Here is a 15210-nt window from a genome sequence, read left to right as displayed (position 1 = left end):
TTTATTAAATTTTGTTATTAATATTTTAATAATAATTTTTTCTGTATTTTTTTATATTTTTTTCTTAAATCAAAAGTATTAATTCTCTTATTTTGATATACTAATATATTATTTTTAAAAATATAAATTAATAAAGAAAAAATTTTATTAATATAAAATTAAACTTTTTCCTGTCATTTCTATTGGTTGAGAGATTTCGAGCAATTCTAATAAAGTAGGGGATACATCGCACAAAGAACCTGATTTCAAATTAAATTTACTATTAACTAAAATAAAAGGAACTAAATTAGTTGTATGAGCAGTATGAGGTTCATTTCTTTCATCTTTCATTTGTTCTGCGTTTCCATGATCGGCAACAATACAAGCAATTCCGCCAATTTCCAAAATAACTTTAACTACCTTTTCTAAACATTTATCAACAGCTTCTACTGCTTTAATGGTTGCTTCAAGCGATCCAGTATGCCCCACCATGTCTGGATTAGCAAAATTTAAAATCATAGTTTGGTATTTTCGAGATAAAATAGCTTTTTCGGCTTTTTCAGCAACTTCGAAAGCGCTCATCTCTGGTTTCAAATCATAAGTTGGAACTTTAGGAGAAGGGACTAAAATATTATCAACGTTTTCAAACTTTTGTTCTTTACCACCGTCAAAAAAGAAAGTAACATGAGGATATTTTTCGGTTTCAGCAATTCTTAATTGACGAAGTTTATTATTAGAAATAACTTCTCCATAAACATTTTTTAAACTTTCCGATTTAAAAGCGATTATTCCCGAGACATGTTGAGAATAATAAGTCATAGAAACTACACAAAGATTTTTAAGTAGTTTTTTTCCTTCAAAACATCTTTTGCCTTCAGACTTAAAATGCGAAGTCATTAAAGGATTTGATAAAGCGACCGCCAAACGCATAACGCGATCAGAACGGAAATTTACAAAAATAATACTATCATTATCATCAATTAAACCTTTTTTATCTACAATAAAAGGCGGAATAAACTCATCAGTAATTTCTTTTTTATAAAAATTTTTGATACCTTCTAAAGGAGAATTTATCAATGGACCTTCTCCAGAGACTAACATATTATAAACTAAATTAATACGTTCCCAATTATTATCACGATCTAAAGCGAAATATCTACCGCTTACAGAAGCCACTTGACAACCATAATTCAAAATTTTTTCAATATATTGCGAACCTGAATAAGGATCAGTGTCTCTTCCGTCTGTAAAAACATGCAAATAAGTTCTATCTTCTATTTTATGCTCTATCATCAAATCTAATAAAGATTCAAAATGACTTAAATGTGAATGAACTCCACCATCAGAAACTAATCCTAATAAATGTATTTTGCTATTGTTTGTTTTAGCATGCTTTATCGCTTTTAAAAACGCTTCGTTAGTAAAAAAAGATTTATTACGAATAGATTTATTTATTTTATTCAAATATTGATCAATAACTCTACCAGCTCCTAAATTTAAATGGCCCACTTCACTATTACCCATTTGACCTTCGGGTAATCCTACTTCTTGACCAGAAGCTTTTAAAGTAGTATTAGGAAAATTAGCGAAAAGATGATCTAAATAAGGAGTTTTAGCTAAATAAAAAGCATTATTTTCTTTTTTAGAAGATAACCCTAAACCATCTAAAATAATTAAACTTACAAATTTATTCAAAAAAATCTCCCATTAATTTTATTTACTTTTTAGTATTATTTTTTTAAGTTATAAAAACTTTTTAATCCTAAATAAGGGCTATTTTTTAATTTTTCTTCGATTCTTAATAATTGATTATATTTAGCAATTCGATCAGTTCTAGAAATAGAACCTGTTTTGATCTGTCCTGCGTTAGTAGCGACAGCTAAATCAGCTATAGTAGTATCTTCGCTCTCTCCACTACGATGCGAAATAACAGCTGTATAAGAAGCTTTTTTAGCCATCTCAATTGCTTCTAAAGTTTCTGTTAAAGTACCTATTTGATTTAATTTAATTAAAATAGCATTTCCTATTTTATTTTCGATACCTTTAGATAATCTTTCAACATTAGTAACAAACAAATCGTCTCCTAACAATTGAATTTTGTCACCTAATCTTTTTGTTAAAATTTTCCATCCGTCCCAATCGTTTTCATCTAATCCATCTTCAATAGAAATTATAGGATATTTATTTACTATTTTTTCATAATAAGAAATTAATTCTTCGCTACTGAAAGTTTTGTTATTCTCAGAAGCTAAAACATATTTTTTTTGTTCTTTATCATAAAATTCTGAAGCAGCAACGTCCATTCCTAAAAAAACATCTTCTCCCGGTTTATAACCAGCATTTTTAATAGCTTCAATAATAAATTGTAAAGCTTCTTCGTTAGAATTCAAATCAGGAGCATATCCACCTTCATCGCCTACAGTAGTCGGTAAATTTTTTTGTTTCAAAATTTTGTGTAAATGATGGAAAATTTCAGCGCCACAACGTAAAGCATCTTTAAAAGTTGAAAAATTAGTGGGCAAAATAAGAAATTCTTGAAAATCCACATTATTAGATGCATGTGCGCCACCATTAATAACATTCATCATAGGCACAGGTAATTGTTTAGGTTGAACGCCACCTACATATTCATAAAATTCTAAATTTAAATAATTAGCTGCCGCTTTAGCGCAAGCTAAAGAAACTCCTAAAATCGCATTAGCTCCTAAATTAGATTTATTAGGCGTTCCATCGAGTTCAATTAACATTTTATCAATCAAATTTTGTTCCAAAACAGAAACATTCTTTAATTTTGGTTCGATAATCTTTGAAACATTGTCAACTGCTTTCAAAACGCCTTTGCCTAAAAATCTTTTAGAATCATTATCTCTTAATTCTACTGCTTCATATGCCCCAGTAGAAGCTCCTGAAGGAACGATAGCTCTTCCAAAAAAACCTGCTAAAGTATATACTTCAACTTCTAATGTAGGATTCCCTCTAGAATCTAAAACTTCACGAGCTAAAATTTTATCAATATATGGCATTTTAAAACTCCTTTTTTTTATTTAATATAGAATATAAATCACCACAACAAAAAATGTCATCATTAATAAAATAATACATAATTATTATAATATTTTTTTATATAAAAATATGTTTTATAAACCTATCCATATTTATCTCGAAACATATAATATATAAAAAAATAATTAATTTATATTAATTATTAGGATTTTAAATTATCCTAAAATATTATTTTTTTGGTTTAAATTTCATTAAAATATTTTTGTCAAACAATAAATATGTTAAAATTATTATGATTTAAAAATATAAAAATTATTGACAAAAAAATATTTTTTAGATATCTTTATATCAATAATTTTTTTAAATAAATAAAATAAAAATATCTAAGAGGTTTATATAATAAAAAAATATGTTCATAAATAAATTATTAATTTTTTTGATAGGCGTTATTTTAGGAGCTTTTTTGGGAGCTATTTTATACAATTTCGCATCAGAAGAAATATTGAAAGAAAAATTTTATTTAGCTAACAAAGACACTTTAAAATATCAAATTTTTAAGAAATGGTTCGATTGCATAAACAAAATAACAGAAAAGATAAATGAATGGTTAAAGTCTAAAAAATAATATTTTCTTATTAAATCGAAAGCATAACATTTAATAAAATACATATAAAAAATTATACATTATTATATATAAGATAAAGTTTTTTTAATTTTTGAATCATCGTCTTTCTTTTTCAAGATTAATCTCTTGTCATATTTTTTCTTTCCACGAGCTAAATAAATCTCTAATTTTAATAAATTTCTATCAGAAATAATTTTAGTAGGAATGATGCTTAATCCTTTAGCTTGTGTTTTGTTTTTGATTTGCAAAATTTCTCTTTTGTTCAGCAAAAGTTTTTTTTTTCTTTTATCGTCGTAATCGAATTTATTACAAAATTCATATTTTTCCACAAACATATTGAAAACAAAAATTTCGTTATTTTCAATTTTTATATAAGCATTTTGTAAATTAACTTTCTTTAATCTTATAGATTTTACTTCGTTGCCTAATAATTGAATTCCGGCAATATATTTTTTGTCTAAAAAATAATCATAAAAAGCTTTTTTATTATTCAAAATTATTTTTATCATTATTTTCGATCACTTTGTTTTTTTATTTTCCGAAATCATTTATTAAAAATACATAAATGATTTCGAATCTTTTTAATATTCGTAAACAAATTAACAAAAAAATTTAAATTATTTTTTTAATTTTCTATATTTATCTAAAGCATTTGTGATAACAGTAAATGCTTTAAATTTATCTTCTATATCTTCTATAACAACTGTTTTCTTTTCTAAATCTTTATAATGAGATAAAAAATGTTTTATTTCTGACAAAAGAGGAACCGGAACATCTTTAATATTTTGATATACTTCCATAGAACGATCATGAATAGGAACAGCGATTATTTTATTATCTAATTCGCCATTATCAATCATTTTAATAACTCCAATAGGCCTACATTGAACAATAACCATAGACTCCAATGTTTCTTGTGATAAAACAAAAACATCTAAAGGATCATTATCTTCACAATGAGTTAAAGGAATAAAACCATAATTAGCAGGATAAACAAAAGAAGTATTTAAAATACGATCTAATTTTAAAAAACCTGTTTCTTTATCTATCTCATATTTTTTTTTACTACCTTTAGAAATTTCAATCAAAACAAGAAAATCATTTTCGGTAACTCTATCGGAACTAACATTTTGTAAAAAATTCATATATTAAATTATACCTTTATTTTTTATTTTTTAAAATAAAAACAACTCTTTGTATATTATATATATTTTATGTAAAATAACACATTATATATTTTTAGGAAAATAAATGAACAGAATCGAATCCAAACAAATTAATTTTTTTTAAAAAAATTTTTTTATTTTGTTTAATATTAATAGTTAAATGATTAAAAAATAAATTTTCTTTAGTATTTGAATCTAAAACGAAAATTTTATCTATCAATCGTAAATTTTCTTCATTTTGCTTTTCGTCTTTAAAAATTTCATAAAAACAAAGATAAAATATATTATTTTCATTTTGTTCTATCTTCAACAAAAAACCTATCGTTTGATGTTCTTTTAATAAAGATAATTCAAAATTCATTTCTTTTAAAGGTTTTGTATTTTTATGATCTACAGAACAATGAAGAGAAAAAATTTTAGGAACAAAAATAGAACTTATTTTTTTTATTAAATGTAAAAGAAATTTTTTATCTAATATATCCATATCATCAATATCAATTATATTTTCTAAAAATTCTTCATGCAAAACATCAATCTCTTTTTTTGATATTGTTTCTTCATCCATTTTACTTAAATGTTCAATATAAGAATTCAAATGTTGTTTAAAAATAATCAAATCTTCATTTTTTAGATTAATTATTTCAAAAATCAAATCTATCAAAGAATAACCGGAAATTTTGCAATTACAAAAAGAAATATCAACAGAATGAATATCTTTTATATCTTTATCTTTAAAATAAAAATATCCTAACGAAGGATCTTTCGTTAATAAAGAATAAAAACAAACAGTTTCTAAACCTATTTTATCATATTTATTATCAATAAATTCTTCTTTAAAACCTGAAATATCTAAAAAATTAAATAAAAAATCTATTTTAGGAATATTATGATACAATAAACCAAAAATAAACTGTTTAAAATTTAAACATTCTTGAAATGAAGAACACGAAACAGTACGAACATTATCAATTCCATAAAATAATCTTATTTTTTTAGACAAAAAAGACCCTAAATCATATTTCCATCCTAAAATAACATGTTTTTTCTGTAAATCTTTTTTATATTTATTTTGTAATAAATCATTAATTTCTATTTTTTCATTTTCAACATCAAAAGATATATTTGATTGTCTTAAAGAATCAAAAGATATTTTTTTATTTTGCTCTATTACTTTAAAAAATAAACTATCTACTTTAAGTTTTGGTTTAGTAGATAAATTGTATTTTTTGTCTTGAATCTCAACGACATCACTGATTTTTGTGGATTCTACAAATTCGTTATAATATTTTTTCGATTCTTCATCATTATTAATAGCTTTAAGATTGATTAAACTAACTCTTAATAAAAACAAAAATATAAATAAAAAAATAAAATTAATTTTTTTTAAAAAAAATTTAATTCTTTTCAATTGCTTATTTCTTTCTAAATAAATATTATTTTTTAAAAATAAAATAATAATAAATTAATTAAAAAATTAAAATAATAAAATATTAAAAATTTTTTTTAAAAAAAATTAACTTTGCGTAATTAAAAATTTATATCTAAATGGTGGCTCCGGGCAGAATCGAACTGCCGACACGAGGCTCTTCAAGCCACTGCTCTACCGACTGAGCTACAGAGCCTTATAAATGGCGGTCTGAACGGGATTCGAACCCGCGATCTCCTGCGTGACAGGCAAGCATGTTAACCACTACACCATCAAACCTTTTTTTAATTTTAATTGGTTGCGGGAGAAGGATTTGAACCTTCGACCTTCGGATTATGAGCCCGACGAGCTACCAAACTGCTCTATCCCGCGATCATAATAAATTAATACAAAAAAAATAAAAATAATTTTAACAAATTTTGGCGGAGAAAGAGGGATTCGAACCCCCGCATCCTTTCAGATCTTCCAGTTTTCAAGACTGGCCCCTTAAACCACTTGGGTATTTCTCCGAAATTTTTTTAAAATAATGGTGGACCTGGTAGGATTCGAACCTACGACCAACCGGTTATGAGCCGGTAGCTCTAGACCAGCTGAGCTACAGGTCCATTTGGTGGCGACAGAGGGATTCGAACCCTCGACCTCACGGGTATGAACCGAACGCTCTAACCGGCTGAGCTACACCGCCATAATTTATTGATTTAATTTTATTTTTTGTATTTATTATTTTATTTATATTATAACATTTTATTACTATTTTAAATGGTGGAGTTTAGCGGATTCGAACCGCTGACATCCTGTGTGCAAGACAGGTGCTCTACCAACTGAGCTAAAACCCCTATATAAAATGGTACCTAGAGCCGGACTTGAACCGGCACGGCTTTTAACCATGGGATTTTAAGTCCCACGTGTCTACCAATTCCACCATCCAGGCTTTTAAACATATTTTTTTTATTATTAAAATAATAACAAAATGGTGTCCCGTAAAGGACTCGAACCTTTGACACCTTGATTAAAAGTCAAGTGCTCTACCAACTGAGCTAACGGGACATTAGTGGTGCCAAAAACAGGAATCGAACCCGTAACCTACTGATTACAAGTCAGTTGCTCTACCTATTGAGCTATTTTGGCCTTTTATAAATAAAATGGTAGAGGATGAGGGACTTGAACCCCCGACTTTCTGCTTGTAAGGCAGACGCTCTCCCAACTGAGCTAATCCTCTTAAAGTAAACCTTGGCGAATCTTATTTTCGCTTTTGTAATCAAAAACTATCTTCAGGTTGAAAGGACTTAACTGCTGTATTCGGAATGGGAACAGGTGTTTCCCCTTTCATTAATTACCAAGGATCTTTCAAAACTAGATAAACATAACCTTTTTAATTCTTCATAAAATCAAAGTCAATGGATCTATTAGTACTAGTCAGCTTAAAAGATCACTCTTCTTACACCTCTAGCCTATCTACCTGATAGTCTTTCAGGGATCTCATAGGGAAATCTCATCTCAAAGGAGGCTTCACACTTAGATGCTTTCAGTGTTTATCCTTTCTATACATAGCTACTCAGCTATGGCTCTGGCGAACCAACTGAAACACCAGCGGTATATCCATCCCGGTCTTCTCATACTAGGGACAGCTCTTTTCAAATTTCCAACGCCCACGACGGATAGAGACCGAACTGTCTCACGACGTTCTGAACCCAGCTCGCGTTCCGCTTTAATGGGCGAACAGCCCAACCCTTGGAACCTTCTCCAGCTCCAGGATGCGATGAGCCGACATCGAGGTGCCAAACCGCTTCGTCGCTGTGAACGCTCGGAAGCGATAAGCCTGTTATCCCCAGGGTAGCTTTTATCCGTTGAGTTACGACCCTTCCATGCGGTATCGTAAGATCACTAAGTCCGACTTTCGTCTCTGCTCGACTTGTAGGTCTCGCAGTCAAGCTCCCTTATGCCTTTACGCTCTCTAAATGATTTCTGACCATTCTGAAGGAACCTTATGAACGCCTCCGTTACTCTTTAGGAGGCGACCGCCCCAGTCAAACTGCCCACCAAACACTGTCCCTCGTAATACACTTACGCAGGTTAGAACATAAAAAATTAAAGGGTGGTATCCCAAAGGTGACTCCCTTTAAACTGGCGTCTAAAGTTCTCCGTCTCCCACCTATTCTGTACATTAATTTCTCAAACTCAATATTAAGCTACAGTAAAGCTCCATGGGGTCTTTTCGTCCTGTCGCGGGTAATCGGCATTTTCACCGATAATTTGATTTCACCGAGACTCTTGTTGAGACAGCGCCCAAATCGTTATGCCTTTCGTGCGGGTCGGAATTTACCCGACAAGGAATTTCGCTACCTTAGGACCGTTATAGTTACGGCCGCCGTTCACTGGGACTTCAATTCAATGCTTCGGTTTAACCCTGACATCTCCTTTTAATCTTCCAGCACCGGGCAGGCATCAGCCCCTATACATCACCTCACGGTTTAGCAGAGACCTATGTTTTTGATAAACAGTCGCTTGGGCTTCTTTTCTGTGGCTTTTGCTTTTTACACAAAAGCTCTCCTTATCCCGAAGTTACGGAGCAATTTTGCCGAGTTCCTTAACAAGAGTTTTCTCGCGCGTCTTAGTATACTCTACCTACCCACCTGTGTCGGTTTGCGGTACAGGTAAAAAAACAATTAACCCTAGAAGCTTTTCTTGAAAGTATGACATCGGTCATCTTACCTTCGAATCTCATTTTTTGGAATAAGAAAACGGATTTACCTGTTCTCTCAAACTTGATCCTTCAACCCTAATCCATATAAAGGGCATGCCTAGCCTTCTTTGTCCCTCCATCAGTTGTTTTTTTAGTGCAGGAATATTCGCCTGCTTGCCATCGACTACGTATTTCTACCTCGCCTTAGGACCTGACTAACCCAGGGCGGACGAACCTTCCCCTGGAAACCTTGGGTTTTCGACGGATAGGATTCTCGCCTATCTTTTCGTTACTTACACCGGCATTCTCACTTCTGATCTCTCCACCACTGCTTCCGCTATGGCTTCACTGATATCAGAACGCTTCCCCTACCATATTTAACATTACGTTAATATCCGTAGCTTCGGTATAATGTTTGAGCCCCGATAAATTTTCGGTGCGAAGTCATTAGACTAGTGAGCTATTACGCACTCTTTAAAAGATGGCTGCTTCTAAGCCAACTTCCTAGCTGTTTTAACGTCTTCACTTCCTTTTCCACTTAACATTAATTTTGGGACCTTAGCTGACGGTCTGGGCTCTTTCCCTTTTGACTATGGACCTTATCACCCACAGTCTGACTGCTGATTGTTTTTTATGAAATTCGGAGTTTAATTAAGATCAGTACTTCGAGGTGAAGCCATCACTTATTTAGTGCTCTACCTTCATAAAAACTGTTAATCAACGCTAGCCCTAAAGCTATTTCGGGGAGAACCAGCTATCTCTGAGTTCGATTGGAATTTCACCCCTAGCCACAAGTCATCCAAACACTTTTCAACGTGTCCTGGTTCGGTCCTCCATTTAGGATTAACTAAACTTCAACCTGCTCATGGCTAGCTCACTTCAGTTTCGGGTCTATGACATACAACTAAACGCCCTTTTAAAACTCGCTTTCGCTACGGCTCCGTTCCTTAAAACTTAACCTTGCTCTATATCATAACTCGCCGGTTCATTCTGCAAAAGGCAAGCCATCACTCATTAACGAGCTCTGACTAATTGTAGGCATACAGTTTCAGGATCTATTTCACTCCCCTCTCGGGGTTCTTTTCACCTTTCCCTCACGGTACTAGTTCACTATCGGTCACTAAGAAGTATTTAGCCTTAGGAGATGGTCCTCCTGTCTTCCAACAAGATTTCTCGTGTCTCGCCGTACTTGTAGGATACTCTAGATAAAAAGTTTTCCCTTACAGGACTGTCACCTTCTTTGGTGTTTCTTTCCAGAAACTTCAAGTTGCTTTTTATTTTGTAACTAGTTAATAGTATCCAAGGCTCTTCCGCGTTCGTTCGTCACTACTAGCGGAATCGTTATTACTTTCTTTTCCTGCAGTTACTTAGATATTTCAGTTCACTGCGTTCCCTTTTTGATTTTACAATCAAAAAACTACAATTTTACTGTAGTAGGTTGCCCCATTCGGAAATTCATGGATCTTCATTTATTTACAACTCCCCATGATGTATCGCCGTTAATTGCGTCCTTCATCGGCTCTTAGTGCCAAGGCATTCACTGTACGCCCTTACTTTCTTCAACTTTAATTGAATTAAGCAAATCATGTTTATCTACTTTTCAAAGAACTTTCTTCGAAGTAAATAATTTCCTGATATAAAATTGGTGGGCCTAAGTGGACTCGAACCACCGACCTCACGCTTATCAGGCGTGTGCTCTAACCAACTGAGCTATAGGCCCTTTGGTCTTTTATATAAGAGAAACACTTTTTTTTGTAAAAAGAAAAACTTATATTTTAACCTAAGTCTTTCAAAACTGAAGATGATGATTTTTATATGTATGTCCTTAGAAAGGAGGTGATCCATCCTCACCTTCCGGTAAGGATACCTTGTTACGACTTAACCCCAATCATCAACCCTACCTTAGACAGCTCCCTCTTCTTGCGAAGTTAAGCCACTGCTTTCGGGTATTGCTAACTTTCGTGGTTTGACGGGCGGTGTGTACAAACCCCGAGAACGTATTCACCGCGACATGCTGATTCGCGATTACTAGCGATTCCAGCTTCATGAAGTCGAGTTGCAGACTTCAATCCGGACTAAGACTGTCTTTTTGAGATTGGCTAAAAACTCGCGTTTCAGCTACTCTTTGTAACAGCCATTGTATCACGTTTGTAGCCCAGATCATAAGGGGCATGATGATTTGACGTTATCCCCACCTTCCTCCAATGTTTAATTGGCAGTCTCGCTAAAGTCCCCACCATTACGTGCTGGTAACTAACGACAGGGGTTGCGTTCGTTTTAGGACTTAACCTAACATCTCACGACACGAACTGACGACAACCATGCACCACCTGTATCCCTGATAACCTCCACTATATTTCTATAGCTTCGCAGAGTATGTCAAGACCTGGTAAGGTTTTTCGTGTATCTTCGAATTAAACAACATGATCCACCGCTTGTGCGGAGTCCCGTCAATTCCTTTAAGTTTCATACTTGCGTACGTACTACTCAGGCGGAGTACTTAATGTGTTAACTTCAGTACCGAGTTGCCCCGACACTTAGTACTCATCGTTTACAGCGTGGACTACCAGGGTATCTAATCCTGTTTGCTCCCCACGCTTTCGTGCCTCAGCGTCAGTAAAGACCCAGCAAGCCGCCTACGCTTCTGGTGTTCCTCCATATATTTACACATTTTACCGCTACACATGGAATTCCGCTTGCCTCTATCTCACTCTAGTCAAGACAGTTTCTATAACAAGACAGCGTTAAGCACTGAAATTAAATTATAGACTTATCTAACCGCCTACGCACCCTTTACGCCCAATAATTCCGGATAACGCTCGCCCCCTATGTCTTACCGCGGCTGCTGGCACATAGTTAGCCGGGGCTTATTCATTGAATAACGTCAAGATAGTTTTTCCACTATTTTTTCTTCTTCAATAAAAGAACTTTACATACCGAAATACTTCATCGTTCACGCGGCGTCGCTCGGTCAGAGTTTCCTCCATTGCCGAAAATTCCCTACTGCTGCCTCCCGTAGGAGTTTGGGCCGTGTCTCAGTCCCAATGTGGCTGTTCAACCTCTCAGTCCAGCTACACATCATAATCTTGGTAAGCCTTTACCTCACCAACTAACTAATGTGGCGCAAGCCCCTCTTTAAGCATACCCTCCGAAGAAGGTCTTTTAAAAACAAAAAGATGCCTTTTTATTTCCTATCCAGTCTTAGCAACCGTTTCCGATTGTTATCCTCGTCTTAAAGGTAGGTTACTTACGTGTTACTCACCCGTTCGCCACTAAGACCTTTTGAGGGGTCTCCGTTCGACTTGCATGTATTAGGCGCGCCGCCAGCGTTCATCCTGAGCCAGGATCAAACTCTTGGTTTATAAAATTTTTGATATTTTAATAACAAAAATCTTGTTTTATTAATTAAAAATTAATATTAAAATATCATCTTCAGTTTTCAAAAACAAAAGTTTTTAAATAAATAAGATAAAAAAATATTCAAATGGTGAAGGGGGATGGATTCGAACCATCGTACCTTACGGAGCAGTTTTACAGACTGATGCGTTTAGCCACTTCGCTACCCCTCCGATTTATAAAATAAATCCAAAAAATAATTTTTTTATCTCAAAAAAACTCAAACAATTTTAATACAATGTATAACAAATAAATAAATTAAAATAAATTTTTAACAACATTTATAATTATACTAAATTATAATTAAAAATGTTTTACTTTTTTTAAAAAAATCAAAAATTTATAATTAAAAATATATGACTTTCTTATATATCTTTAACTTATAAATTTAATAACAATTAAATATTTATTAAGAATAAATTATAGAATTTATTTTTTTTATAAAATTAATTTAACTTTATTATTATACAAAAAATATTTTATTTTATTGTAAAAAAATATTTTTAATTAAATTTTTTTTATTATAACTAAAAATAAATTATTTTCGAACTTTACATATACAAAAAATGATTAATATATTAAAAATTCTTAACCCAAAACTTTAATTTGAATATAAAAAATTAAATTTCGATAATTTTATTTAATTCTTAAAAACACAATTAATATTATATTTCAATTTAAAAAATAAATCAATAAAAAACTCAAAATTATTTATATAAAAAAATCGAATAATTAAAAAATTAAATTTCGACAATTTTATTTAATTCTCAAAAACACAATTAATATTATATTTCAATTTAACAAATAAATCAATAAAAAACTCAAAATTATTTATATAAAAAAATCGAATAATTAAAAAATTAATTATTCGATCTAAAATATACTCAAAATAAATTTTAATCTATTTTTTTATTGTTTTTTTCATAAAAATAATAACCTAATAAAGCAAAAGCTGCTACACCTATACTTAAAATAATGGCTATCATAAATAAGCTAAAAAAACTTTTCTTCTTAACAGCAAACTCAACTTCTACTTCGCCTGTAAAATCAGTAGATTTTATTTTAGCTGTTTTATTTTCTGTTATTGATACTACTTGAACATCTTTTTCTTTTAAATCAATATTTTTGTCTTTAACTTGTTTTATAATTTCATCATTAGTAACTTTTGTATCTTTAGTTTCAATTGTATCTAAATTTGTTGTTTTTACAACAGTAGATAATTCAACTTTTGGTGATTCCTTTTGTTTAACAGTAAAAATAACATCTACTTCGCTTTTATAATCATTAGATTTAACTTTAGCTTTTTTATTTTCTGTTATTGATGCTACTTGAACATCTTTTTCTTTTAAATCAGTATTTTTGTCTTTAACTTGTTTTATAATTTCATCATTAGTAACCGTTGACCCTTGAGATATAATTTCGCCTAAATTTTTTATTCTTACAACAGTAGATAATTCAACTTTTGGTGATTCCTTTTGTTTAACAGTAAAAATAACATCTACTTCGCCTGTAAAATCATCAGATTTAACTTTAGCTTTAGTCGTAGTTATCTCAGAGACTTTTAAATCTTTACTTACTAAAGATTGATTTTTTTCTTTAATTTTACTTATAATTTCTTCTTGAGTAACTGTTGAGCCTTGAGATATAATTTCACCTAAATTTTTTGTTCTTACAACAGTAGATAATTCAACTTTTGGTGATTCCTTTTGTTTAACAGTAAAAATAACATCTACTTCGCCTGTAAAATCATCAGATTTAACTTTAGCTTTAGTCGTAGTTATCTCAGAGACTTTTAAATCTTTACTTACTAAAGATTGATTTTTTTCTTTAATTTTACTTATAATTTCTTCTTGAGTAACTGTTGAGCCTTGAGATATAATTTCACCTAAATTTTTTTGGGATAAATCATTACTTAATGGCGTATTAACAGCTTCAATTTTTATTAAATAAAAAACATTTAAAAATAAAAACATAAAAACAAAAATTAAAGATATAAAACTTTGAATATGAATTTTTCTATTCATTTGTTTTTCTATCATTTTGTTTTCCTATCTAATTCAATATGTTTTAAATATATTTTTAAAATTGTGAGAATAATTTCTACAAAATTACTTCTACATATTAATTTTACAATAAAAAAAAACAAAAAAAATTGAATAATTTATGAATTCTTCAAAAAATATTAAATATTGTCTTAGTTTAAAAAAATATTAAATCGCCAACTTAATTTTAAGTTTTAAAAAGTAATTTTAAAAATCAAATTTTTATTAAAAAAAATTTATTTTCTAAAAAAAATAGAGTTTAACTAACATAAGTTAAACTCTATAAATTAAAATTAAAAATTTAATAATTTGCTAAAATATTTTATAACTTTAGTCATATCCAGTTGATAAGGTTTTAAAGAACCTTGTTTGTTTAAACGCATAAAATTAACTTTATACCATTGCAAAAGTTGATTATAAAGTGTCAAATCTAATTGTTCGATATTAACTTTTCTTAATTTGGTAATCTTAATAAAAATTTGATACCAAGTCAAATTAGTATTATAAGGGACAAAAGATTTTATTTCCCATTGGATACAACATTCTAAAATTAAAAATAAATCTGTTTCTATAATTTGATATTTATTATTCAATGCATAAAAAAAATGAAAACTATTGACATAATGTTTTCTTTTTTTCATTTCTTGAATCCATTGATAAATAGATAAATTAAAATAATTTCGTCCTTTTTTTAAAAAAAGTTCCATAGATTTATTATTTTTTTGATTATTTAAAAAATAATCATACATCCCAAACTCTTTTCTGAGAGCACATAAAGATAAATCCGAACTATATGGATAAAGTTCATAAGGTAATATTCTCATTTTCTAAAATCATTTCTTTTTATTTTTTTAAAAAATATTAAAAAAATTAAATAATTATTCAAAAAT

The 15210-nt window shown here is 30.3% G+C and carries 8 protein-coding genes, 13 tRNA genes and 3 rRNA genes; 1 reads left to right on the top strand and 23 read right to left on the bottom strand.

Features of this window, described 5'->3' with window-relative positions:
* Positions 1-147: 147 nt before the first annotated feature.
* Both gpmI and eno read right to left on the bottom strand, forming a co-directional pair.
* Positions 148-1674: a 2,3-bisphosphoglycerate-independent phosphoglycerate mutase gene (gpmI, locus tag CWO85_RS02260; RefSeq protein ID WP_121464029.1), complete on the bottom strand. Its 1527-nt coding sequence runs from the start codon at positions 1672-1674 to the stop codon at positions 148-150.
* A 35-nt stretch (positions 1675-1709) separates the two neighbouring features.
* The gene (gene eno / locus CWO85_RS02255; protein WP_121464028.1) at positions 1710-3002 is read right to left on the bottom strand and encodes a phosphopyruvate hydratase; all 1293 of its coding nucleotides are present in this window, start codon (positions 3000-3002) and stop codon (positions 1710-1712) included.
* A 389-nt stretch (positions 3003-3391) separates the two neighbouring features.
* Between eno and CWO85_RS02250 the strand changes: the two genes are divergently transcribed.
* Entirely contained in the window at positions 3392-3607 is a 216-nt protein-coding gene (locus CWO85_RS02250; RefSeq protein WP_121464027.1) for a hypothetical protein, read from the top strand.
* A gap of 62 nt (positions 3608-3669) precedes the next feature.
* Here CWO85_RS02250 and smpB read toward each other — a convergent pair whose 3' ends face one another.
* The 21 genes from smpB to CWO85_RS02145 form a co-directional block, all read right to left on the bottom strand.
* The gene (gene smpB, locus CWO85_RS02245; RefSeq protein WP_121464026.1) at positions 3670-4116 is read right to left on the bottom strand and encodes an SsrA-binding protein SmpB; all 447 of its coding nucleotides are present in this window, start codon (positions 4114-4116) and stop codon (positions 3670-3672) included.
* A 108-nt stretch (positions 4117-4224) separates the two neighbouring features.
* Complete coding sequence (locus tag CWO85_RS02240) at positions 4225-4752, bottom strand: inorganic diphosphatase (RefSeq protein ID WP_121464025.1); 528 nt, start codon at positions 4750-4752, stop codon at positions 4225-4227.
* A gap of 94 nt (positions 4753-4846) precedes the next feature.
* Positions 4847-6181, bottom strand: coding sequence for a hypothetical protein (locus tag CWO85_RS02235; protein WP_121464024.1), 1335 nt, complete (start codon positions 6179-6181; stop codon positions 4847-4849).
* A gap of 138 nt (positions 6182-6319) precedes the next feature.
* Positions 6320-6395 (bottom strand) — tRNA-Phe (locus tag CWO85_RS02230).
* A gap of 7 nt (positions 6396-6402) precedes the next feature.
* Positions 6403-6478: transfer RNA gene (locus CWO85_RS02225), tRNA-Asp, on the bottom strand.
* 16 nt (positions 6479-6494) lie between these two features.
* Positions 6495-6571, bottom strand: a tRNA-Met gene (locus tag CWO85_RS02220).
* Positions 6572-6619: 48 nt separating this feature from the next.
* Positions 6620-6708 (bottom strand) — tRNA-Ser (locus CWO85_RS02215).
* 18 nt (positions 6709-6726) lie between these two features.
* Positions 6727-6804: transfer RNA gene (locus CWO85_RS02210), tRNA-Ile, on the bottom strand.
* A 3-nt stretch (positions 6805-6807) separates the two neighbouring features.
* Positions 6808-6884 (bottom strand) — tRNA-Met (locus tag CWO85_RS02205).
* Positions 6885-6959: 75 nt separating this feature from the next.
* Positions 6960-7035: transfer RNA gene (locus tag CWO85_RS02200), tRNA-Ala, on the bottom strand.
* Between the two features lie 9 nt (positions 7036-7044).
* A tRNA-Leu gene (locus tag CWO85_RS02195) sits at positions 7045-7130 on the bottom strand.
* A 40-nt stretch (positions 7131-7170) separates the two neighbouring features.
* A tRNA-Lys gene (locus tag CWO85_RS02190) sits at positions 7171-7246 on the bottom strand.
* 5 nt (positions 7247-7251) lie between these two features.
* Positions 7252-7327, bottom strand: a tRNA-Thr gene (locus CWO85_RS02185).
* 15 nt (positions 7328-7342) lie between these two features.
* Positions 7343-7418, bottom strand: a tRNA-Val gene (locus CWO85_RS02180).
* A gap of 8 nt (positions 7419-7426) precedes the next feature.
* A 5S ribosomal RNA gene (rrf, locus tag CWO85_RS02175) occupies positions 7427-7541 on the bottom strand.
* A 43-nt stretch (positions 7542-7584) separates the two neighbouring features.
* Positions 7585-10446, bottom strand: a 23S ribosomal RNA gene (locus CWO85_RS02170).
* A 79-nt stretch (positions 10447-10525) separates the two neighbouring features.
* Positions 10526-10602, bottom strand: a tRNA-Ile gene (locus CWO85_RS02165).
* A 109-nt stretch (positions 10603-10711) separates the two neighbouring features.
* A 16S ribosomal RNA gene (locus CWO85_RS02160) occupies positions 10712-12244 on the bottom strand.
* Together the 16S, 23S and 5S rRNA genes with 13 tRNA genes alongside form the textbook arrangement of a ribosomal RNA operon.
* A gap of 123 nt (positions 12245-12367) precedes the next feature.
* Positions 12368-12451: transfer RNA gene (locus CWO85_RS02155), tRNA-Tyr, on the bottom strand.
* A gap of 723 nt (positions 12452-13174) precedes the next feature.
* On the bottom strand, positions 13175-14317 hold the full coding sequence (locus CWO85_RS02150) for a hypothetical protein (protein ID WP_121464023.1): 1143 nt from the start codon (positions 14315-14317) through the stop codon (positions 13175-13177).
* 296 nt (positions 14318-14613) lie between these two features.
* Positions 14614-15144, bottom strand: coding sequence for a hypothetical protein (locus CWO85_RS02145; RefSeq protein ID WP_121464022.1), 531 nt, complete (start codon positions 15142-15144; stop codon positions 14614-14616).
* Between the last annotated feature and the right edge of the window lie 66 nt (positions 15145-15210).

The organism is Candidatus Phytoplasma ziziphi, from assembly GCF_003640545.1.
GTDB classification, from domain to species: Bacteria; Bacillota_I; Bacilli_A; order Acholeplasmatales; family Acholeplasmataceae; genus Phytoplasma; species Phytoplasma ziziphi.
Note: the sequence above shows the minus strand (reverse complement) of the source record. Positions and strands in the feature narration are given on the sequence as shown.